The sequence below is a fragment of the Verrucomicrobiota bacterium genome (genome assembly GCA_038744685.1).
Taxonomy (GTDB): domain Bacteria; phylum Verrucomicrobiota; class Verrucomicrobiia; order Opitutales; family Puniceicoccaceae; genus Puniceicoccus.
This window is the reverse complement of sequence record JBCDMB010000009.1, coordinates 1-21,604: the sequence shown is the minus strand read 5'-3', so window position 1 is coordinate 21,604 and position 21,604 is coordinate 1. Positions and strand designations below refer to the sequence as shown.

At 50.3% G+C, this 21,604-nt stretch carries 19 protein-coding genes and 1 tRNA gene; 13 read left to right on the top strand and 7 right to left on the bottom strand.

Annotation, left to right across the window (positions count from 1 at the left end; all coding sequences use genetic code 11):
* Positions 1-70 precede the first annotated feature (70 nt).
* From AAGJ81_07130 to AAGJ81_07105, 6 genes are all read left to right on the top strand, one after another.
* Positions 71-1,036, top strand: a complete 966-nt coding sequence (locus tag AAGJ81_07130; GenBank protein MEM0965902.1) for an acetyl-CoA carboxylase carboxyltransferase subunit alpha — start codon at positions 71-73, stop codon at positions 1,034-1,036.
* A 15-nt stretch (positions 1,037-1,051) separates the two neighbouring features.
* The gene (gene glgA / locus AAGJ81_07125) at positions 1,052-2,254 is read left to right on the top strand and encodes a glycogen synthase (protein MEM0965901.1); all 1,203 of its coding nucleotides are present in this window, start codon (positions 1,052-1,054) and stop codon (positions 2,252-2,254) included.
* A gap of 6 nt (positions 2,255-2,260) precedes the next feature.
* Positions 2,261-4,282 (top strand): alpha-1,4-glucan--maltose-1-phosphate maltosyltransferase, encoded by a 2,022-nt coding sequence (locus tag AAGJ81_07120; GenBank protein MEM0965900.1) that lies wholly within the window; start codon positions 2,261-2,263, stop codon positions 4,280-4,282.
* Positions 4,283-4,405: 123 nt separating this feature from the next.
* Positions 4,406-5,389, top strand: a complete 984-nt coding sequence (locus AAGJ81_07115; protein MEM0965899.1) for an undecaprenyl-diphosphate phosphatase — start codon at positions 4,406-4,408, stop codon at positions 5,387-5,389.
* Between the two features lie 112 nt (positions 5,390-5,501).
* Positions 5,502-5,840 carry a hypothetical protein gene (locus tag AAGJ81_07110; protein MEM0965898.1) on the top strand — a complete coding sequence of 113 codons (339 nt, stop codon included), beginning with the start codon at positions 5,502-5,504 and terminating at the stop codon, positions 5,838-5,840.
* A gap of 135 nt (positions 5,841-5,975) precedes the next feature.
* Positions 5,976-7,628, top strand: coding sequence for an AarF/UbiB family protein (locus AAGJ81_07105; protein ID MEM0965897.1), 1,653 nt, complete (start codon positions 5,976-5,978; stop codon positions 7,626-7,628).
* A gap of 10 nt (positions 7,629-7,638) precedes the next feature.
* Here AAGJ81_07105 and AAGJ81_07100 read toward each other — a convergent pair whose 3' ends face one another.
* Positions 7,639-8,787: a substrate-binding domain-containing protein gene (locus AAGJ81_07100; GenBank protein MEM0965896.1), complete on the bottom strand. Its 1,149-nt coding sequence runs from the start codon at positions 8,785-8,787 to the stop codon at positions 7,639-7,641.
* A gap of 79 nt (positions 8,788-8,866) precedes the next feature.
* On the opposite strand from AAGJ81_07100, the gene xylA reads away from it, so the two are divergent.
* Together xylA and AAGJ81_07090 are read left to right on the top strand one after the other, a co-directional pair.
* Positions 8,867-10,177: a xylose isomerase gene (gene xylA, locus AAGJ81_07095; protein ID MEM0965895.1), complete on the top strand. Its 1,311-nt coding sequence runs from the start codon at positions 8,867-8,869 to the stop codon at positions 10,175-10,177.
* Positions 10,178-10,236: 59 nt separating this feature from the next.
* Positions 10,237-11,760 (top strand): FGGY-family carbohydrate kinase, encoded by a 1,524-nt coding sequence (locus AAGJ81_07090; protein MEM0965894.1) that lies wholly within the window; start codon positions 10,237-10,239, stop codon positions 11,758-11,760.
* On the opposite strand, the gene AAGJ81_07085 is transcribed toward AAGJ81_07090, so the two are convergent.
* Positions 11,729-12,508, bottom strand: coding sequence for a hypothetical protein (locus AAGJ81_07085; protein MEM0965893.1), 780 nt, complete (start codon positions 12,506-12,508; stop codon positions 11,729-11,731). The two genes, AAGJ81_07090 and AAGJ81_07085, sit on opposite strands and share 32 nt — an antisense overlap.
* Positions 12,509-12,665: 157 nt before the next feature.
* Here AAGJ81_07085 and AAGJ81_07080 point away from each other — a divergent pair.
* The 4 genes from AAGJ81_07080 (at position 12,666) to ade (ending at position 16,840) form a co-directional block, all read left to right on the top strand.
* Positions 12,666-12,741: transfer RNA gene (locus AAGJ81_07080), tRNA-Lys, on the top strand.
* 1,312 nt (positions 12,742-14,053) lie between these two features.
* The gene (locus AAGJ81_07075; protein ID MEM0965892.1) at positions 14,054-14,203 is read left to right on the top strand and encodes a hypothetical protein; all 150 of its coding nucleotides are present in this window, start codon (positions 14,054-14,056) and stop codon (positions 14,201-14,203) included.
* A 102-nt stretch (positions 14,204-14,305) separates the two neighbouring features.
* Entirely contained in the window at positions 14,306-15,196 is an 891-nt protein-coding gene (ispH, locus tag AAGJ81_07070) for a 4-hydroxy-3-methylbut-2-enyl diphosphate reductase (GenBank protein MEM0965891.1), read from the top strand.
* A 9-nt stretch (positions 15,197-15,205) separates the two neighbouring features.
* Complete coding sequence (ade, locus tag AAGJ81_07065) at positions 15,206-16,840, top strand: adenine deaminase (protein MEM0965890.1); 1,635 nt, start codon at positions 15,206-15,208, stop codon at positions 16,838-16,840.
* 22 nt (positions 16,841-16,862) lie between these two features.
* On the opposite strand, the gene AAGJ81_07060 is transcribed toward ade, so the two are convergent.
* The 5 genes from AAGJ81_07060 to pyrE form a co-directional block, all read right to left on the bottom strand.
* On the bottom strand, positions 16,863-17,846 hold the full coding sequence (locus tag AAGJ81_07060; GenBank protein ID MEM0965889.1) for a trypsin-like peptidase domain-containing protein: 984 nt from the start codon (positions 17,844-17,846) through the stop codon (positions 16,863-16,865).
* Positions 17,847-17,860: 14 nt separating this feature from the next.
* A complete protein-coding gene (locus tag AAGJ81_07055; protein MEM0965888.1) occupies positions 17,861-18,385 on the bottom strand; it encodes a hypothetical protein in 525 nt (174 codons plus the stop codon).
* 9 nt (positions 18,386-18,394) lie between these two features.
* Positions 18,395-19,021, bottom strand: coding sequence for a sigma-70 family RNA polymerase sigma factor (locus AAGJ81_07050; protein MEM0965887.1), 627 nt, complete (start codon positions 19,019-19,021; stop codon positions 18,395-18,397).
* Positions 19,022-19,186: 165 nt separating this feature from the next.
* A complete protein-coding gene (locus tag AAGJ81_07045; protein MEM0965886.1) occupies positions 19,187-20,203 on the bottom strand; it encodes a polyprenyl synthetase family protein in 1,017 nt (338 codons plus the stop codon).
* 107 nt (positions 20,204-20,310) lie between these two features.
* The gene (gene pyrE, locus AAGJ81_07040; GenBank protein MEM0965885.1) at positions 20,311-20,880 is read right to left on the bottom strand and encodes an orotate phosphoribosyltransferase; all 570 of its coding nucleotides are present in this window, start codon (positions 20,878-20,880) and stop codon (positions 20,311-20,313) included.
* A gap of 51 nt (positions 20,881-20,931) precedes the next feature.
* Here pyrE and AAGJ81_07035 point away from each other — a divergent pair, with 51 nt between their 5' ends.
* Entirely contained in the window at positions 20,932-21,426 is a 495-nt protein-coding gene (locus tag AAGJ81_07035; protein MEM0965884.1) for a hypothetical protein, read from the top strand.
* The last annotated feature ends 178 nt before the right edge of the window (positions 21,427-21,604 follow it).

Genomic DNA, 21,604 nt, shown 5'->3' with positions numbered 1-21,604 from the left:
ATCCAACCCGGTAACTCTATGAATTTTAGTCTCATTGACACTTCTTTAACCGATTGCTTTTCTCTGACTAATGGAAGGTTCTGAGTTTACCCTGGAGTTTGAAAAGCCATTACGGGATCTAGAGGCGCAGCTCCGGCAACTGCAGGAAACATCCGAGCAGAGCAACATGGATGTTTCGGAGGAAATCTCGGCAATCGAACGGAAAATTGAGCGAACAAAGCGCGAAGTCTACTCGGGCCTGACAGTCTGGCAGAAGGTTCAATTAGCCCGGCATCCGAAGCGCCCTACGTCGTTGGATTATATCGGGTTTCTTCTCAAAGGATTCGAGGAGATCCATGGCGACCGGCTCTTCAAAGACGACCCTGCATTTGTCGGTGGCCCCGCATTCTTTAATGGAAGACCGGTCATGGTCATCGGCCAACAAAAGGGCCGCGATACAAAAGGCAATTTGCGACGAAACTTCGGGTGTCCTCACCCCGAAGGATACAGGAAGGCACTGCGCCTGATGCGAATGGCCGATAAGTTCGGGATGCCGATCATCTCACTAATAGACACCCCTGGGGCGTTTCCGGGAATCGGTGCCGAAGAGCGTCACGTCGCCGAAGCGATCGCAGTCAACATTAGGGAAATGAGTCTTTTTGAGGTTCCGATCATAGCGGTGGTGATTGGTGAGGGAGGATCGGGAGGTGCTCTCGGGGTAGCTCTGGCAGATTCGGTTCTGATTCTCGAAAATGCCTACTATTCGGTGATCTCTCCCGAAGGCTGTGCGGCTATTCTTTGGAAGGACCGGAAATTTGCTCCCGAAGCCGCCGAGGCTCTCGGACTAAGTAGTGATTCCCTTTTGGAGCATGGAGTAGTCGATGAGGTGATCGAGGAGCCATTCGGCGGTGCTCAATCTGGGCCCCAAGAAACGGCGGACCGTCTGCGTGCAGCACTCTTAAAACATCTTTCCCGGCTGACTCGGATGAAGCCGGCCAACTTAATCCAACACCGCTACAACCGTTTTCGAAAGCTTGGAGTATACTCGGAAAGCTAGCCTTCCCGAAACCTCGTGAAAACCCTTCTCCTCACCAATGAATACCCGCCGAATGTCTATGGCGGAGCGGGTGTCCATGTCGATTACCTTAGCCGACATCTTGCGAATCAAGTAGAAGTTGAAGTCCGATGCTTCGGCGATCAAAGTTCTGAACAACCGGGTTTGAAAGTGCGGGGTTTTTCAGGAATTTCCGGCAATTCGAATTTCCCCGAAAACTTGACCGCAGTTTTTGATTCAGCGACTCGCTGCCTCGGCTTCAATGAAGCTGGTATCGATGCCGATCTGGTTCACTGTCACACTTGGTACACCCACCTCGGTGGAATCTTTGCGAAACTCAACTATGGCATTCCACTGGTGGTCACCATTCACTCTCTGGAACCACTTCGTCCATGGAAACGAGAACAATTGGGAGGTGGATACGATTTTTCCATGTGGGTGGAGAAAACCGCTATTGAGATGGCGGACGCAATCATAGCGGTGTCCAGAGGCACTCGTGATGACGTCCTTCGCAATTTCAATGTGGATCCCGCCAAGATCCGTGTGATCTACAACGGAATCGATACAGACGAGTACCGCAAAGTCGACTCGCCTGAAGTCTTGATCAGGAATGGTATCGATCCCAACACTCCCTTTGTCCTCTTCGTAGGACGCATCACACGCCAGAAAGGTATCATTCATTTGGTCAATGCGATTCGCTATTTTGATCCGGGAATTCAAGTAGTGCTTTGTGCTGGAGCTCCCGACACTCCTGAAATCGGATCGGAGATGAAAGAGGCAGTGAGCCGGGCCTCTCGCGAACGCAATCAAGTTGTGTGGATCGAAAGAATGCTGCCGCGAGATGAGATGATCTCTATTTATTCACATGCGAAGCTTTTCTGCTGTCCCTCGATCTACGAACCATTTGGCATCATTAACCTTGAAGCCATGGCGTGTGAAACACCCGTTGTCGCGTCGGCCGTAGGTGGAATTCCCGAAGTAGTCGTCCACGGAGAAACGGGCCATCTTGTGCCTCTCGCCCAAGAGGAAGAGGCACCCTTCAATCCTCGCGACCCCGATTCCTACTCCCGGGATCTCGCACGCCCAATCAATCGTATCATGAGCGATGATGAGCTCTGCGTTAGGTTTGCCCATGCCGGCCGGAAACGGGCCGAATCAACTTTTAGTTGGAAAGCGATCGCCCAAGAAACCGCCGACCTCTACGGCTCTCTTCTCAAGTAGGTAACGATGAGCAACTCACAAATTCCCTCTCACGGATCAAGCCGTGCGGTGATAGAGGCCATCGAACCTTCTGTCGACCAAGGGGAATTCCCGGTCAAATCCGTTATTGGGGAGGCAGTGGTGGTTTCAGCGAATGTCTTTGCTGATGGACACGATACGATCTTTGCAGTTGCCCGATTACGAAAGCAGGGAGACGAAAATTGGATCGAAACCCCGCTGGATCCTTTTCCAAACGATCAGTGGAGAGCCACGATTTATCCGGAGTCTATCGGAATTCACGAACTGTCCATCGCCGCATGGGTCGACCCGTTCTTCTCATGGTTGTCTGGGTTTAAGAAAAAAGTAGATTCAGCGCAAACTCTAGGAGTTGAGATCACTGTTGGCGTTGCCCTTTTACAGTCTCTTGAGCAACGAATTCCTGCCGAAGAACGAAATTCGCTCAACGAAACGATCCAAACTCTCACCGATGGAGATGTGCCCATGGGAGAGAAAGTGTCGCTTCTCCTTGGAGAAAAACTATCAGCAATCGCCCGCCGTTTCCCGGACCGCAAGAACGAAACCGTCCAACACTCTTCAGAAATCTGGGTAGAGAGGAAGCTCGCAATTTTTAGCGCTTGGTATGAGTTTTTCCCGAGATCATCGTCTAGAAAACCCGGTCAACATGGAACTTTTGCCGAGGCGCAGGACATGCTCCACCACGTTGCCTCGCTAGGCTTTAACATCGTCTACCTCCCGCCAATCCATCCGATCGGCCAGAAGCACAGGAAAGGCAAAAACAATACCCTCAATGCTGGTCCGTCAGATGTTGGAAGTCCGTGGGCGATCGGTTCCGCTAAAGGTGGTCATAAGTCCATTCATCCCTCACTTGGCAGCTTAAACGATTTTCAGAAGTTCATTGCAAAGGCAGGCGAATTGGGTCTTGAGGTAGCTCTCGATATCGCATTCCAGTGTTCGCCTGACCACCCCTATGTCAGTGAACATCCAGAGTGGTTCAAGTGGCGCCCGGACGGGACCGTACAGTTCGCTGAGAATCCTCCAAAAAAGTACGAAGACATCATACCCTTTGATTTTGAGTGTGAAGACTGGAGAAGTCTCTGGAAAGAGTTGAAGTCTGTCCTCGATCACTGGATTGGCTGCGGAATAAAGGTTTTCCGTATCGATAATCCACATACAAAACCATTTGAATTCTGGAGGTGGCTCATTCGCGAGATAAAAGGCAAGAACCCAGAGGTAATTTTTCTGAGCGAAGCTTTCACCCGCCCGAAACTGAAATACCGCCTCGGTAAATCAGGCTTCACCCATGGCTACACTTATTTTACCTGGCGCAACACGAAGGAAGAGCTTGAATCCTACATGAACGAGCTTTGCCTTTTGGAGCGACAACGGACTTTCTGGCCGAATTTCTGGCCAAACACACCCGACATATTACCAGAAGTTCTTCAATACGGTGGACAGCAAGCCTTCATCCAGCGGTTGATCCTCGCAGCAACCCTCTCTTCCAACTACGGAATGTATGGACCGGCATACGAGCAGTGCGTCCATGAAGCCTATTCGGGCAAGGAGGAGTATAACTTCTCAGAGAAATACGAAATCAAGACTTGGGATCTCTCTGCACCTGGGAACATTTGCGAAATCATCCGCCGGGTAAATCATATCCGCCGAGACCATCCTGCTTTGCAGCGAACCTTTAATCTTAAATTTATCGAGACAGATAATCCGCAACTCATAGCATTTGTGAAGGCTGATACGAGCGGTCTCGATATCATCCTAGTGGTAGTCAATTTGGACCCCTACAATGAGCAATCCGGCTGGATCCGATTGCCTTTGAATGAATACGGGATCAACGAAACCCAGTCTTTCCTCGTACAAGATCTCCTCCCGGGCCGAGATGGCGAAATGCCTCGATCCAACTACCTATGGAATGGGGTTCGGAATTTCGTCAAACTCACCCCATACGTTACCCCCGCACACATTTTCCGGATCTTCCGCAAACAACGTCGTGAGGATGATTTCGACTACTGGATCTAACGAAAATTGACGGGAGAGACGAATATCGACCCACTGATTTTGAGTCCGAAATCTAACGGGAATACAGGAGGTGGTCTAAGAAGATTAATCTGCCGTTTCATTCGTGAGTTTTGGTGGGGGAAAATGACTTTTCTCACCATTGCCAGCCTTCTTTGCTCTTCAGTTTCTTACGGTTATGAAGCGGGGACGGAATCCTCCCAAGATCCATCATCCGTCCGAACCACCGAGATTACCTACACTGACGCGATCATTTTGGGGATAGTCGAAGGCCTTACGGAGTATTTGCCGGTGTCCAGCACGGGTCATTTGATCCTAGCCAACAGTCTTCTTGGTCTGGACAGCGACCAACCAATCATGGAAGTAAATACTCCAACAGGCCGAGAGACCAAGACGCTGCGTGATGCTGCGAATGCCTACACGATCATTATTCAAGGAGGTGCAATCCTTGCGGTTCTCATAATTTATTGGAAACGGATTCAAGATATAATTGCGGGAGTTTTTGGGCGAAGTAGGACCGGAATACTCCTGTTGCGAAACCTGTTGGTCGCTTTTGCACCAGCGGTAATTCTCGGACTCTTGCTTGAGGAATGGATTGATGAACATCTATTTGGCCCATTGCCCGTGGTGAATGCTCTCGTTGTTGGCGCTTTCCTGATGTTTGCCGTCGAAGGATGGCGCAAGAGACGTCTAGCCAAAAAACACATCGATACAAATGGACCCGAGCTGCACGAATTATCCGTTTCGCGGTCGCTCCTTATCGGACTCTTACAATGCGTTGCTATGTGGCCGGGAATGAGTCGCTCGATGATGACGATTGTCGGAGGATATTTTGCGGGGCTTTCTCCAGCAAAAGCGGCAGAGTTCAGCTTTCTTTTGGGACTGATTACCCTTTCCGCTGCATCCGGTTATAAAACCCTGAAAGAAGGTTCATGGATGATCGAAGCGATGAGCCCAGGTCCGGTCTTGGTGGGAATAGTGGTAGCCACCGTGTTTGCCGCTTTATCTGTAAAATGGCTGGTCTCGTATCTGGAGAAACATGGTTTGGGTATCTTCGCATGGTATCGGATTCTCTTAGCAGTTGCTGTATACACCCTTCTCATCTTCTAGGCCTAACATCCGGCCCCGACAAAGACGTACCTCTCCTCTTCGATTACCCGATAGTATAGAGAGTCACAGCTAAGAATCCAAGAGTCCATTTATCATTGTAGATGGACTGTTTATGCCTATCCTGCACTCCATGATTGATCTTGTTAAAAAGGCCATGTTTGCAGGTGTCGGCGCTGCCGTTGTCACCAAAGAAAAAGTAGAAAGTTCCCTTCAAGAGCTAGTAGAAAAGGGCAAAATGTCTTCGGAAGAAGCGAAAGACCTCACAAAAAAGATTATTGAGGCTGGAGAAAAGGAGACTGAGCAGGCTCGATCAGAAGCCTCCAAGCTCTTTACAGATATGCTGAACCGCGCCCAGGTTGCGACCCAAGATCAAATTGAAGCGCTGGAAAAACGGGTGACTGATCTCGAGGGAAAGTGGCACAAGGAGTTTCCGAACGATAGCGACTCATAAGCATCGTATTTGAGATCGCTAGACGTCGGGAATCCCCATTGATCACCCAGGGTCTCACTCTTTTTTGCTGTGTGCGCGAGGTTGAGGTGCCCCACCGACCGGGTTTGCTGATCACCAGACCACGCCAATAGAGGGATGAAGCCTTTTCATTTTCTGTCCAACGCGGTCCGCGCCCCTGAGATCATAGCGATTTTGGTCCGGTGGGGTTTCGAAGACCTTTTGATTCAGCTCGATACTCCTAATTTTCTTCTGAAGAACCTGGTCCGTGACAAGGTTGCGCACCTTTCGACGAATGAGAGAATTAGAAACGCGCTCGAGGAGCTCGGCCCTACCTTCGTTAAATTCGGCCAGATCGTTGGCACAAGACCAGACAAGCTTCCACAGGCGCTTCTCGTAGAGCTCAAAAAGCTTCGAAGCGAAGTTGAACCTCAGCCTCTCAAAAGGATTCAGCCGATTCTCCTGAAAGAACTGGATCGTCCTATCGAAGATGTTTTCGAGGATTTTCCAGAGAATCCTGTTGCCTCCGGATCTCTCGGTCAGGTCTATCGCGCCAAGCTCAAAGAATCTGGAGAATGGGTATGCGTTAAGGTGCAAAGAGCAGACGCCGCAAAGACGATCAACGCAGACTTTGAGATCATCGGATGGTTCGCCCGCCAGATCCACCACCGGTTTGAAGGTTTGAGACCATACAACTTACCCAGTTTGGTAGATGAAGCCTATCGGAGGGTGAAGGAAGAGTTGGATTTTCGCAACGAGGCCCGGAACGCAGAGACTTTTCAAACGATGAATGAGAACCCCGAGCGGGTTTTCGCTCCTGCGGTATTCGGAGAATTCACGACCAAGCGCCTCCTGATTACGGAATGGGTAGAAGGCCAGAGTCCTGACAAGCTTGCCGCAGGAACAGATTTGGCGAAAGAGTTGGCCCGGATCGGTGGTGAGAGTGTATTTCACCAAATTGTCGTAGCAGGGTTCTTTCATTCCGATCCACACAGTGGAAACATGCTGGTGACGCCTGATAATCGGATCTGCCTTCTTGATTGGGGCCAGGTAGGTCAAATCACCCGGATGATGCGATATAATCTCGCAGATCTTTTTGCCGGAATTACCGCCCGCAACCCCGATAAGGTCGTTGATGTTGCCGAGCGAATCTCAACCAGCAATCGCCCAATCAACCGGAGCAAGATCGAACAAGCAGTTACGCTTCTTCTAAATCGCAGTCAAAAAGTAGGGCCAGCGGGAACCGAAATCGGGGAGATCGGTCTCGAGTTTATCCATACATTTGGAACCAACGGAATCGACGTGCCTCCCGACTATGCTTTGCTAGCAAAGGCGATTCTGTGCGTGGAAGAGACCGCCAAAAGCCTAGACCCCGACTTCAACATTCAGGACTGCGCTAAACCTTACCTGATCAAACTAAACAGGGAACGCTGGAACCCAAAGACGATCATTCGCCAGAACTTCTGGCCTCTCTTGCGTGCCTTGAAGAGTCTCGAAGAGATTCCGACTGACTTTCAACGGCTAATCCGGAGGTTTGAAGAAGAGGACGTTCAGATCAACCTGAACCACACCGGAACAGAGGATCTCCAGGACACGTTTCGAAACGCTTTGAATCGCCTTACTGTTGGCGTAGTGACGGGCGCTTTGATTGTCGGCTCCTCCCTTGTCATCACCACAGGTGTTCAGCCCTTGCTCTGGGGCTATCCAGCAATCGGACTGCTCGGGTTTCTTGCGTCTGGATGTCTTGGTTTCTACCTAGTCATTTCGATCTTACGAAGAGGACGCCACTAGTAGCCTCCCGCTACAACTGCTTTCTAAAGTCTGAGGGTCTTTTCCCTGTGACTCTGCGGAACACTACTGCAAGCCTCTCTGCATCGCTGAGTCCGGACAACTCCGCTACCCACGACATGGGTTCACCGGTTTTCCGTAACAGAGTCTTGGCGGTCTCAACCCTAAACTCGGAAAGGACCCAGAAAGGGGTTCTGCCGAGATGTTCTGAGAATCTTCGCTCCACCATTCGCCGTCCTAACCGCAAGTCCCTACAAAGGTCGTCAATTCCTACAGGTTCCTGATGATTCATTTTCATCCACCTAAGAGTTTTCCGGATGACAGGATCTTCAGCTTGGACCGTATCGCTTGATTGTCGTACTTCTATTCCTTCAGGAGCCACCAAGACAGATGGTTCGTGGACTTTCCCTTCCAGCAGGGCGCTCATAGCGTCTCCCGCTTTTCTCCCTATTTGGCCCCACGGAATGCGAACACTCGACAGGGGAGGATAGCTTAGCTCTCCCACCAAAGGGTCATTATTGGCCCCCACCACAGAAATTTCTTCTGGAACGCGGATATTTGTCTTTCGGCATGCTTCGCAGAGAAATCTTCCCAATGGGTCATGCGCTGCGAAAAAAGAGATTGGTTTTGGCAAAGATTGAATCCAATTCAGAAAATCTCCATTTGGCTCTCGAATGTCTTCCCAATAACGGCGACCAGAAAAGTCAGGTTCCACCCAATCAGAAACTGTGAATCCCTTGACTTGTAGTTCTCGGGAGAATCCAGCAAGCCTTTGTTTGGAGTAAGGAAGTTCATTTCCCAAGTAGCCAAACCTCGTCCCACCAGACCTTAGAAAATACTTCGCTGCCTCTTGTCCCACTGCAATATCATCTACGTCGATAGAAACGGCGTCAGGGTAGACGTTATCTGTGGCGAGAACGACAAACGGGTATTCCAAATCCAGAATCTGTTCGGTCTTGTCGGGTAACCATTCCGTGATCACGCCAGACGGTTTGATTCCATCCAGAATGTCGCGGATCTCATCGAAAGACCTTTGGATGGAGACGATCCGAAAGTCATACAGTTGCCGGACGAGCGGAGAAAGAGAGGGGGCCAGGCGCCGCACAAAAACGTCAGAAATCACGATGGCTATTCGCTGAATTGGTCTTCTCTTAGCGTTCATTTTGTCGGAAATAAACAAATTTATAACGTTTTTTACGGTTACACAGAATCCGAAAAATTGTTATGTTCCCTATCCTCCAATGAAAGAATATATCCCAACCCAAAAAATTCGGTACGAGGGTCCAGATTCAGACAACCTACTGGCCTTTAAATACTACAACCCCGATGAGATTATCGAAGGGAAATCAATGCGGGAGCACCTTCGGTTTGCAGCCCCTTACTGGCACGTTATGCGCAACGAGCTCGGCGATCCTTTCGGTGCCGGCACGGCCCAAATGCCGTGGGATGACCGAAGCGATTCTGTGGAAAACGCGCTCAATCGAGTCGATGTGTTCTTCGAATTTCTCGAGAAGATCGACATTGATTTTTATTGCTGGCACGACCGGGATATTTCTCCAGAGCTCAATGACCTCAAAAAGAGCAACGAAGCTCTGGATGCAGTTGTTGAGAAACTCGAAGCCAAGCAAAAGGAGTATGGGAAAACACTGCTCTGGGGCACAGCCTGTCTCTTCAATCATCCCCGCTACGCCCATGGAGCCGCTACTAGCCCGAACGCGGCAGTTTACGCTTATGCGGCGGCACAGGTGAAGAAGGCAATCGAGTGCACTCATCGTTTGGGAGGTCTCGGCTATACGTTTTGGGGGGGGCGTGAAGGATACGGCTCCCTTCTGAATACGGATATGAAACGCGAGCTTGATAACCTGGCGACTTTCTTACACATGGCCGTCGATTATGCGAATTCAATTGGATATTCAGGACCTTTCTACATCGAGCCCAAGCCTCGCGAGCCCTCTACCCACCAATACGATTCTGATGCCGCTGCCTGCTTGAACTTTTTGAGGGAATACGGGCTGACAGACCGCTTCAGGCTCAACATTGAGACCAATCATGCTACCCTTGCGGGGCACACTATGGAGCACGAGCTTACCGTTGCCTCTAACGCAGGAATGTTGGGTAGCGTCGACGCGAATCGGGGAGATACTTTACTCGGCTGGGACACGGACCAGTTTCCTACTGACATTTACGGAACAACCCACGTTATGTTGGTTTTGCTGAAGATGGGTGGCTTTAAGACGGGTGGTCTCAATTTTGACTCCAAAAGGCGCCGAGAATCGCACGAACCCATCGATTTAATTTACGCCTACATTGGGGGAATGGATGCGTTTGCAAGAGGATTGAGAATCGCTGCGGCTATCCGTGCAGACGGCCGGCTCGATGAGTTCATCAAGGATCGCTACGCATCGTTTTCTTCTGGGTTTGGCGAAAAAATTACATCCAGATCGACCTCATTTGAAGAGTTGGAGGCGATTGCCCTTGCGGGCGAGGAACCGGTTCTAAACTCCGGTCGCCAGGAAATGCTGGAAAACCTCTTCAATGACTTAATTCGATAGGGATCGTAACCGTGTCTCCGGAAACGACATGGCTTGGAATTGACGCGTCCACCCAAAGCGTGTCTGCCCTCCTGGTATCCAGCGAGGGTGAAGTAGTCGCCGAGGAATCGGTTTCGTTTGGGAGCGACCTGACTCAGTATCAGGCACCTCAAGGCTTCGTGGAAGGACCTTTGGAAGGCGAAATTTTTTCCGACCCGCTCATGTGGCTGGAGGCACTCGACCTCTGTCTAGAACGAATGCAGCAAAAAGGAGTCCGTTTCTCCTCCGTAGTTGGAGTTTCCGGTGCAGGACAACAACACGGCACGGTATACCTCAACCAAGAATGGGAGAATTGCCTAAAAGGTCTGAACTCTGCGACCTCGTTGAAAGAGGCTTTCACTCCAGCTTTATCCAGACGGTTGTCGCCGATTTGGATGGACACATCGACGTCGGAAGAATGCAAGGAGGTCGCCCAGGCATTGGGTGGAGATTTGGAGGTTTGTCGAAGATCTGGATCGGTCCCAATTGAGAGATTTAGCGGGCCGCAGATCCGCAAGTTTGCGAAGTCGCAGCCTTCTGCCTACACCGCCACCCATCGAATCCATTTGGTGAGCTCTTTTTTTTCAAGCGTCCTGACTGGAACTGATGCACCGATTGATCCTGGAGACGGATTTGGAATGAACCTTGTAGAACTGAGGTCAGAGGACTGGGACGAAGATCTTCTTAACGCGACAGCTACCCACTTACACGATAAGCTTCCGCCCATCAAAAGCTCGACTTCTATTATTGGCAGAGTCTCTCCGTATTTTTCCCGAAAGTATGGGTTCTCAAACTCGGCTTCGGTAGTCATTTTTACGGGAGACAATCCCAGTAGCCTGGTCGGAATGGGAGCAGAGAAACCAGGGAAAGTCGTCGTCAGTCTAGGGACAAGTGACACATTCTTTGCCGCCATGAGCGAGCCCCGCACGGATCCAATCGGCTACGGACACGTCTTCGGTAATCCGATGGGTGGCTACCTCAGTCTCGTTTGTTTTCGGAACGGCTCACTCGCGAGGGAAAAAATTAAGGACTCGTTGGGTGTAGACTGGTCGGCATTCGATTCCAGAGGGCTGGAAGAGTCTCCGCCAGGCAACAACGGAAACGGATTGTTACCCTTCTTTGGACCGGAAATTTCACCTCGGATCGAAGCGGCCCGACCTGTTCGTTTCGGCAGTGAAGCTTTCAAGAGTAATCCTACGAAAGCTGAGCTCATTCGTGCCTGTCTTGAGGGCCAGTTTCTCAACATGAGGATCCAGACGGAATGGATAGGAAAGACGCCTGACACTATACTCTTGACTGGCGGTGCTTCTGCCAGCGACGGAATTGCCCAAACGATTGCTGACATTATGGAGGCGCCTGTTGATCGACTCAAAAGCTCAGGCTCGGTCGCCATTGGCGGCGTTATTCGAGCTGCTTCAGCATGCGGCGGTGACGTAAAGATTCTTCAAAAAGAACTTTGTTCGCCGCAGAAGAACTCCCGAACTCAACCTCGAAAGGAAACCTCATCAGCCTACCACCATTTGATGGATACCTTTAAGGCGAATCTGGATGCGATTCTGGGGTAAAAGATTCGACCGTTGGATCCCCAATAACGGAGTCTTGTATTCCATCAACACCAAGATCCAGACCTTCGGAATTCCCGATGAGGTCTACCAATGATATTGGCTGATTCGAGACAGTAAGACCTGGTTCTGGACCAACCTCTTCGAGTGACGTCCCGATAGATTCTTGGACAAATTGTCCATCTTCCAGAAACTCGGTGGCCTGCCTAAAAGCACTGGCGTCTGGAATTTCTTCGGACAAGTCCGCCTCCTCATCCTTTCCACCACTACTGGATTCGAACGAAGAGAATCGGATCATGAAGATCAAACTAACGAGCAAGATGAGCAGCCCGATGATTGGCAAAACAAATGATCTTTCTTCCTCGACCACGCGGCGACTAGCTGGTTTTGACCGTTTTGACTCGAGACGAACCCGGTTCGTGTGCAGCTCACCTTCGTCGACATCATCTTCTTTGGGTTCTCTACCCTGAATTTGCTCCATTGAACTAACAAGGGGATCCTGCCTAGGCATTGCCCTCTCCAAGTCCCTCTGCTCAATGTGGGTTAGGTCTTTCAGCAGTAAACCCTTGAGGGGTTGATTCTCGTTGTCGGACTGCTTCGACGCTTCGAGAAAATCTTCGACTAAAACCAAAAACAGATCCCTTCTTTCCCTTCTGCGATGGAGATCCTCAACAACCCAAGAGAGTTCAGTCGGGCTGACGCTACCCGAAAGGTATGAATGGACAAGTTCCCTAAACCGACGCTCGATCATCTGCCAACTACCGAAAACGATGCGCCAAGGAGGCCTTCATTGCAAAACCAAATCAGGATCTGGTGCCAGGGCCCATCACTAGAAAAACCATTCTGTTTGGACTGAAAAGACTCTCTTGACCCGAAGCCTACTTTTCTTCGATCATCTGCGAATAGGAGGGTCGTTAGCTCAATCGGTAGAGCAGTTGACTTTTAATCAATTGGTTCGGGGTTCGAGTCCCCGACGGCCTACCATTAGCCAGGAAGGGTCGCGAACGAGCCACTGATATTCGTCATCCCATTTCACTAATTCGGCAAAAAACCGGACGGGATCACCCGTTTCAACCTCTCCCATCCGGGACCACACCACATCCTGGGAACTGTAAAACGGCAAAGTAACATCAGCTACCCTCACTGTCGGGGGATTCCATGACTCCCAGACTCCATCGACTTCGAAGAACTTTCCGATATGCTCTCTCATTTCGCTCTCTTCCAAATCCTCTAGAATGTTTGGCGAATGCGCCTCCGGGCCCCCTCTTTCAAGATTGTAGTCGATTAGCATTACTCGATTCGGCTGATCATCTTCCTGTCCCGGATCAGTCAGAGGAAAAGATCTAGGATCGCTACGGTCAACCACCTCGAACCGAGCAAGGATCGGCAGGTGATCGCTCCCTCCACGACCGCCACCTTCAAAACTGAACCGGATAGGACGACCCCATTCGTCGATATTACGTCCGGGTAGTAAAACTCGGTCAAAGGAGTTATCCACATAACGTATCCCCTCATTGTCATACAGCCCCGGTGTTACGAGCATCTGCATCAGGGTTCCCTTGAAATCCCGCCATGCTTCCGTGTACCGCTCCGGTAGCGGCAGCTCAAACCAGAGGTTATACAGGTCTTTCTCGCCCTCTGCGACGGCTCGCTCGTCACCTTGAGACAAAAGAATGGTATTCACCCCCGTAACCTCCATTTCGGGAAACAGAAGGCTTTGGTTGTAATAAGTGTTCAAGTCTCCTCCTATCAAAACATCGGCTGCCGGATCGTCACCCAAGAGATCGTCTAATGCGGCCCGGACAGTCTTAGCATTCTCGACTCGGGTTGGTTCGGTATCCGCGTTGGAGGCACCTGACTTCCAGTGGTTGTTGACCACGAAAAAGGGATTTCCACCGACATCCAACTCTGCGACGACGACCTCTCTTGCACCAGGTGTTGGGAACGTATCGACATCGACAATGGGAAACCGGCTAAAGATTACGTTGATGTGAGCTGGGCTATCTTCCGACAGTCTCTTTTCCTCTGCCATGGCGACGTAAGGGTAGATCAGCCCGGCCTCAGATAGAGCTTTCACGACAAACGCGTGGGCCGGAAGCCCGAGCACTTTTCTGGAAGGATTGGATAGCATCTCTTCAAGCGTCACATTCTTCGCCGCATCAAGAAAGCGAAGCGGATCATCCGAAACAGAAGACTGGGGAGTCCGATCCCGCTCGAACTCTTGGAAAAGCACGATGTCGGGGCCCGCTCCATCATCGACAGCGACTAAGGTGTCTACGATGAACTTCAACTTCTCATGAAGAAGAGCAGGAGAATAAGGGACTTGGTCTTTGCCGAAAGAAGCTTCCTGCCGGTAATCCTCGAACTCCGCGACACCATCAATGTCAAAGAGATTCTCGACATTGAAGACGAGAACGGAGAATTCCTTCGCAGAGAGAGAGGATAAAAGAGCTACAAGGGTGAAGAGGACTCTCGCAGAACTTTTCATAAAGGTAAACGTCTGCGTCCACAGTTGACCGGTTCCGAGCATAGTTTTTAGTAGTAGGTGATGAAAGTCATTCGGGCCAAGAGTGCGGGCTTCTGCTGGGGAGTCGAGCGCGCAATCAAGATTGCGGAGGGCTATGCCTCGCAGGGGTGCAATAAGGTGCTTACAGATGGACCCCTCATCCACAACAGCCAAATGATGGAACGACTCGAGAAGTCGGGTGTCCACGAGGTCGGTGACTATACGAGCGAAAAGGATTTGGTCCTCTCTCAAAAGGAGAAAGATGAGTCGGTTCTTGTGGTTCGCGCTCACGGGATATCTCCCGAACGCCGCAAGTATTTGAAGAATCTCGGAATGGAATTTAAGGACGCCACTTGCCCAGACGTAGGAATTATCGCAGGGAGAATCAAAGCGGGTGCCCGAAAAGGAAAGCACACTATCGTCTTTGGAGATCCCAAACATCCAGAGGTAGTAGGGCTGGTCGGCTACGCAGGAGGGCGTGCACACGTGGTTCAGAATGATGATGACATTCAGGCTCTCCCGGAACTCGATGGCGGTGTGGCAATGGTTTCCCAATCGACGATGTTCGTCCATGAGTTTGAACGTCTGGCTTCGATTTTGCGGAAGAAGTATCCAGATGCTGAGATTTACGATACCATTTGCGGGGCTACCAAAGAGAGGCAGACCGACCTCCGGAAACTGGTGCAGGAAGGAGCTGAGGCAATTGTAGTCATAGGCGGCCATCACTCCGCGAACACTCGAAAGCTGGCAAAATTGGCGAAGGAACACGAGCGTCCAACTTTTCACATAGAAACCGCAGCTCAAATCAATGAAGACGAAATGAGGCAGTTTCAGGTGGTCGGGGTCACGGCAGGTGCTTCCACTCCCGACTTTATCATTGATTCTGTCTGCGATCGATTGCGGAAAATCGAGAGCACCGTAGCTACAGCATAAGCCTGGCTGGTGGACTCTTTCTCTGGACGAATTGTCGATGTCGAAAATCAACGGATTTTCGGAGGAACAATTACGATCCGAGAGGCAAAAATCGATTCTGTAGTTGAAGACCCCACCATTGACGGCGGTCCGATTTACTCCCCTGGATTGGTCGACGCCCACGTTCATATAGAAAGCTCTCTCTTGTCACCGTCTGCATTTGCCTCCGCTGCGGTAGTTCATGGGACCGTCGCAACCGTCAGCGATCCTCATGAAATAGCCAACGTCTGTGGCATAGAAGGAGTTGACTGGATGATCAGGTCAGCTGCCGAGACACCTGTCCAAATCTCATTCGGAGCTCCTTCCTGCGTTCCTGCTACACCTTTCGAAACCGCTGGTGCTCACTTTGGTGCCAAAGAAATCGGTAGTCTTTTGGACAAGCCTGAGGTTTCTTACTTGGCCGAAGTCATGAATTTTCCTGCGGTGATCGCTCAGGATCCTGATTTAATGGCAATCATTAAGGAAGCATCGAAGAGATGTCTTCCGATCGATGGTCATGCACCTGGTGTTACGGGGAAAGATTTGCTGGCATACGCATCTGCGGGAATAGAAACGGATCACGAATGTGTCACCCTTGAAGAAGCAAAGGACCGAATTTCGGTTGGGATGAAAGTAGCCATTCGCGAGGGTTCAGCCGCTAGAAACTTCGATGCCCTCTGGCCCATTATAAAGGACGAACCTGATTCCTGTTTTTTCTGCAGCGATGATAAGCACCCGGACGATCTCATCGTCTCCCATGTTGACGGATTGGTTCGTCGAGCGGTCAGGAACGGAATAGACCCGATTACAGCGATTCAAGTCGCCAGCTTAAATCCAGCCAGACACTACGGACTTGGAGTAGGACTGCTTCGACCTGGCGACTCTGCTGATTTTATCGAAGTAGAAGAATTAGAGGATTTTCGTCCGAAAAGGACATGGATCAAAGGTGAATTGGTTGCGGAGGATGGCCTGTCGCTCCTTTCGCCTTCTCAGCTCCCACCCGTGAACCGTTTCGAAGTAAGTCCGCTCTCCTTAGATTCGATTCGAATGCCTTTGGTTCCCGGGAAGTCGTTTGCGACCATCGTAGCAGAAGACGGGCAGTTAATTACCGGATCGGATTCTGTAATCCCAACCGCAAAGGAGGGCCTTGTGGTGTCTGATCCAAGTAGAGACCTTTTAAAAATTGTTGTTGTCAATCGCTACGGAAATACCCCTCCCGCAGTCGGTTTGATTCGAAATTTCGGTCTAAAGACTGGAGCGATTGCTGGAAGCGTAGCTCACGATTCACACAACATCGTTGCTGTCGGAGCTGACGACCATGTTTTAGTCAAAGCAATAAACGCGATCATCACCTGCAAAGGTGGGCTCTCATTCGCATCAAGAGAGACGCTCGCTTGTCTTCCATTGCCAGTCGCAGGCTTGATCTCTGAAAAAGAGGCTCCGGAGGCGGCACGAGAATTCACTCATCTGACGTCACTAGCAAAGGAAGACGGTTGCCGACTGGGCTCCCCATATATGACGCTGTCTTTTATGTCCTTGCTTGTCATTCCATCCCTTAAAATCGGTGATAGAGGGCATTTCGACGTCAATTCCTTTACCTTGATCGATCCTTGGCAGTCAAAGTAACTCTTGAAGCTTACTTCATCTCCTAAACATCCGTTACCGAAGGCCTCTCGGAGACTTGCACTTCCAAATCGAGAATCTCTCCATCCCGTTTCACCCGGAAATCGAGGAATTGACCAATACGTGAAGAGAAAAAGAGGTGTCTCATTGTATTTATATCCGATACTCCCTCCCCATTGATCGATACTATCCGGTCCTCAATCTCCAAGCCCGAGACGCTAGCTGGACCACTTTCCACAACGCTGGTGATCACCAGGGGTGAATCGGAATCAGCAGACAAAGATCGACTCTCTACTTCCATCCCAATCCAACCGTACTGCACTGAGCCGCTCAAAAGCAGATCATCTCGCACCTTTCCAATTGCGCTGGCAGGGATCACATAGGATGCCCCAACCTCCGGAAGCGACGCGACGATCATCCCCAATAATCGACCGTTTAGGTCAAGCACAGGTGAACCTCCTTCCCCGGGGTTTGCCGGAATGGTAGTGCGGATGTAGGATGTAGGGAACACACGCTGCCCAAAATTCGAATCCCGTCCGCTAACAAGCCCCATTCGCGGAGCGGGGTCAAATTCGAGGGCACAGCCAATCGAGAGAAGCAAAGTTCCCACCTCTGGGTAAGGTTGTTTGTCGACCGGAATGAAAGAGAAACCGCTCTCAGGAGGATCAACCACTTTAAGGAGGGCAATATTTGTCTCCGCATCTGATCCAATGACCTCAGCTATCAAACTCGCATCGCCACGCTCAATCCAAATCCTTCTCGCTCCTTCAGTGACGCTGGTATTGGCAAGTATCAGACCTTCAGAACTCACGAAAAAACCAGTCCCAACACGGAGGGAAACTTGACTTCCGTTTTCCTTATCTTCGTAGGCCGCTTTGATCCGCACCACTCTTTCGTGGTTCTCTTGGAAAACTGCCACCATCCTCCGCTCTAGACCAAGAGCATCGGATGCGTTCAACGACTGAAATAAACAAACAGCCAGAGCAGTAAGAAAAAGAGCACGCCACATGAGGGCCTGACTGACTAAAACGGCAGACGCTCTCCTGACCAACCCAAGTCGCTGGAAGATAGTTGGTCCGCTACGTAGTAGGCTCCGGTATCCTGATCTGACGAAGAACCAATCCACGTCCTACCAGCCCCGCTGGAAACGCCCGCTCCGCTAGAGAGAATTTCAATCACAAAACTCTGCTCAGAGTCTCGAAACGAAGAGGCAGTCCCACCTTCCCATCTGCTGGCAAGTTCTTCGGAATCAATTGAAGAACTCTCATCCGAGAGAACAGGGGTTTGTGCTTCAATGTGGGCTAAATAGTGGCCTTGAAAGGCAATGGTCATGGCAACGACGGCGCAGGCAAAAACACCAGAAATCTTCCAATGTCTGTGAATGTAGCGGCTAACGACCGACTCGCGCCGAACAACCGATTGAACGATTTTCCGCTCCAACTCGCGGTCAAATCGATTCCAAAATAGCTCCGGAGGCATCTCCTTTTTCTTTAGACGGAGGAGATGCTCCAATGAAACTTTTTCTTTTTCTTCTTTAGGAACCAACATTATCTCCCACTATCCGAGGTAGGTGTTGAGGGAAGATTGGAGCTGCTGCTTCGCATAGTGCAAACGTGACCGGACCGTTCCCACAGATGTCTGCACAATCTCGGATATTTCTTCATGACTCAAACCTTCAATCTCAAACAAAACTACAACTGTTCTATGTTTGGGAGACAAAGATTGAAGAGCTTCGTTCAATTTTTCCTGTAGCTCTTTCAGCAAAAGTGGTCTTTCTGTCTGAATTTTTGAGGAAAGTGCTGCGGCAAGATCAGGACTAATCCCATCCTCGTTGAGCGACTCAAAACTGAAGAATCTTCTATATCGGTTACGTTTCAGGTGGCTCAGAGTAGCGTTCACCGCGATCCGATACAGCCAGGTGAAAAACTGGGACCTTCCCTTAAAACGATTCAGAGACCGAAATGCCTTGATAAAACACTCTTGAGTGAGATCGGCCGCATCCTCGCGATTTGAGGTCATATTGTAAATGATCGCGAAGATTCGTTTCTTGTATTTATGAACAAGCAAATCAAACGCAGCGATATTACCTGCTTTCACTCTCTCAATGAGGCGAGAGTCAGAATCGAAATTGTCCACCAATGTCGAGCTGATAGACCCCACAGCATCTCCGCGTTGTTCTGGCACCGTTCGAAAAGTCTCACCCTCGCCTGACAGAAGCAACAGAAAAGATTGGCTCAGAGTTCTTTGGATTCGGACTTTTTTGATAAACTAGATTTTCCACCTAGGATCGAATCGAGAAAAACCCTGCCTCCTCGTTCAACTGAGCAAACTTACGTTCAGCTCAGAAAGCTAAAGCCGGACCGTTGCTTCGGCTAAAAGCAGGTCGAATCGACCCCTCAAAAAGGTTGCAACGTCGGAGAGTCTCGATCCCTTCCGGCCGCTGGGAATAACATCCGCAGCGGATTCGGCCTTTTCCATTTCCCGGGCAAAGTAAGCTTCTACTTCGCTTACGATCTCTTCCTGTAGCATCAAATCTGCGATTTCTGCGTTCGCGAGGTCATCGGGATGTTGGCCTTCGCGACTGAGTTTTCTTTTCAGGAGAATCAGCGGCAATGTTCTCTTACCACTCGCCAGATCTGTGCCAAGAGTTTTACCGACGTTGGCTTCAGAGCCGATGACGTCAACTAAGTCATCGTAGATCTGGTAGGCAATTCCCATGTGCCGACCAAAATCACCCGCGATAGGAGCAAGCGCAGCACCCGGGGAACCAAGATAAGCACCCAGTCGACAGGAGGCTTCGAAAAGAACTGCAGTTTTTCTCTCTATGATTCGGAAGTAACGTTCAATCTCGTCCTTCGGCTCTTGCCCATCAAGAGACTGCTCGATCTCACCGGCGCAAATTTTGCGGGTTGCTTCCGAAACCAACCGGCAAACTTCAGTTGTCTCGAACCGGCTGGCCAACTGGAGCGCTTGAGCAAAAAGGGCATCTCCAAGAAGGACCGCTGCCGACACTCCAAACCGCCGGGCGACCGTCTCACTCTCGTGTCTAAGATCCGCGTGATCTAGGATGTCATCATGAACCAAGGTGGCTAAGTGAACAAGCTCGACCACGGCTGCTGCCTGCACTAGACGCTTGGGAATCTGCCTGTCAGAGTTCGCACTCGATAGGTAGAGGGCGATCGGTCGGAGTCTTTTCCCACTGTGGGTGATTGCATACTCAACGAGCTCTTGGAGCTCAGGCTCGAACTCGACCTTCTGATCCTCAAAAAACTGTTCAAGCTCCCCTAAAAAGGGACCAGCAGCTTCGAAAACCCGCAACGTGTCCGCAGGGACTTTCCCGTTTTTTGCTGTCGCAACGACCGTCATTCTCGCCAGAACCTAGGTCAAAGCCACTGAAACGCAAGTAGTCCCAGTTGCGAAATCGAGATTTTCTCAACCATCGTTAGTTTAGGAATCTGCAAGCCAATTGTCGCTTAAGAGCCTGGTTTAACCGGGGGAATCGATTTAAGATCGTCAGGGAGATCTTCGGGTGAAAAGGTTTCGGCAACTATTGAGATGAGAGGAACGAATGGAACCGGAAAATTCGCATTCCCGTTACTTCTATCGACTAGCACGGCTAAACCGACGACTTCCCCTCCGGCCTGATCCGCTAGACTGATCGCCTCATTGGCCCGTCCACCACGAGTGACAACATCCTCAACCACCATCACCTTTTCACCTCTTGAGGGAAACGCAAAATTTCTCCGGAGCTCCAACCTATCCTTAACTTTCTCGGCGAAGAGGAAACGAGAATCTGTCTGTCTGGCGATCTCTTGACCGATTACCAAACCGCCCATCGCAGGAGCGAGAACGGTATCAAACGAATAATCACTTAGCTTATCCACTAACATCCTGGCGAGAACCGTGACACGATCCATGTATTGGCATACCTGTGCGCATTGAAAAAACTGCCTGCTTCGCAAGCCGGATCGCAGAATAAAATGTCCTTCTAGAAGAGCTCCACTATCTCGAAATATCTGGAGAATCTGCTGTCTCTGGTCCATGTTATCGAGCGGTATTTCAGAGCAAACCCGATCACGCAAGCAATCAATGAAATGAGCAGCAAGAAGACTACGTTGATGGTTCTCGGGATGGGAATCGTGCTATTTGGTACTTGGTTCGTATTTATTAAGGAGTCTGAGAAAGAGCGAGTCATCAAAAAGTTGGATGAACTTGAAGAGCTTATCTCGCTCGATTCACCAGCCGGCCTCATTGAGAAAGCGGGTGTGGTCAAGGGATTTCGGGACCTGCTTGCAGATCCTTTTGTAATCTCTACGACGAATGTGCGGCAAGCCAATGGAGCACGATCGCCTGACGAACTTGCAGGTATGTTTCTAGGCGCGAACAGCCAAGGATACATTTTTGATCTTAGTTTTTCTTCTACGTCAGTCGTTTTCCCTACCGAAAATGAGGCACAAGTCACTGTTCTCGCAAAAGGCACCGTTTGGCATCCGAACCAAGGAGAGCGAGAAGAATCCCGCAGGGTTTCAATCAGATTGGGCAAGGATGACGAAGGAGAATGGCGCTTTGAATCCTTCACCGATGAATGATCAGTCTCCCATCGTGAACTTATCGAATGATCTATTTTTAACCAGGTTTATTTTATTTGACAGGCTTGATAGTTTGGCGTTGAGTCATCGTCATGAAACGAAGGCGTAGGCGTTTGGTGGAGGGAGGGTTGGGCTACTACCATGTGATGAGCCGGACGGTGAATGGGGAGGGTTTGTT

Excerpts from the sequence above, each read along its gene's own strand:
- AAGJ81_07130 (MEM0965902.1), top strand. The coding sequence starts at position 71 with ATGGAAGGTTCTGAGTTTACCCTGGAGTTTGAAAAGCCATTACGGGAT.
- AAGJ81_07120 (MEM0965900.1), top strand. The coding sequence starts at position 2,261 with ATGAGCAACTCACAAATTCCCTCTCACGGATCAAGCCGTGCGGTGATA.
- AAGJ81_07115 (MEM0965899.1), top strand. The coding sequence starts at position 4,406 with ATGACTTTTCTCACCATTGCCAGCCTTCTTTGCTCTTCAGTTTCTTAC.
- AAGJ81_07110 (MEM0965898.1), top strand. The coding sequence starts at position 5,502 with ATGCCTATCCTGCACTCCATGATTGATCTTGTTAAAAAGGCCATGTTT.
- AAGJ81_07105 (MEM0965897.1), top strand. The coding sequence starts at position 5,976 with ATGAAGCCTTTTCATTTTCTGTCCAACGCGGTCCGCGCCCCTGAGATC.
- AAGJ81_07100 (MEM0965896.1), bottom strand. The coding sequence starts at position 8,787 with ATGAACGCTAAGAGAAGACCAATTCAGCGAATAGCCATCGTGATTTCT.
- xylA (MEM0965895.1), top strand. The coding sequence starts at position 8,867 with ATGAAAGAATATATCCCAACCCAAAAAATTCGGTACGAGGGTCCAGAT.
- AAGJ81_07085 (MEM0965893.1), bottom strand. The coding sequence starts at position 12,508 with ATGATCGAGCGTCGGTTTAGGGAACTTGTCCATTCATACCTTTCGGGT.
- AAGJ81_07075 (MEM0965892.1), top strand. The coding sequence starts at position 14,054 with ATGAAGAAGAGCAGGAGAATAAGGGACTTGGTCTTTGCCGAAAGAAGC.
- ispH (MEM0965891.1), top strand. The coding sequence starts at position 14,306 with ATGAAAGTCATTCGGGCCAAGAGTGCGGGCTTCTGCTGGGGAGTCGAG.
- AAGJ81_07060 (MEM0965889.1), bottom strand. The coding sequence starts at position 17,846 with ATGTGGCGTGCTCTTTTTCTTACTGCTCTGGCTGTTTGTTTATTTCAG.
- AAGJ81_07055 (MEM0965888.1), bottom strand. The coding sequence starts at position 18,385 with ATGTTGGTTCCTAAAGAAGAAAAAGAAAAAGTTTCATTGGAGCATCTC.
- AAGJ81_07045 (MEM0965886.1), bottom strand. The coding sequence starts at position 20,203 with ATGACGGTCGTTGCGACAGCAAAAAACGGGAAAGTCCCTGCGGACACG.
- pyrE (MEM0965885.1), bottom strand. The coding sequence starts at position 20,880 with ATGGACCAGAGACAGCAGATTCTCCAGATATTTCGAGATAGTGGAGCT.
- AAGJ81_07035 (MEM0965884.1), top strand. The coding sequence starts at position 20,932 with ATGAGCAGCAAGAAGACTACGTTGATGGTTCTCGGGATGGGAATCGTG.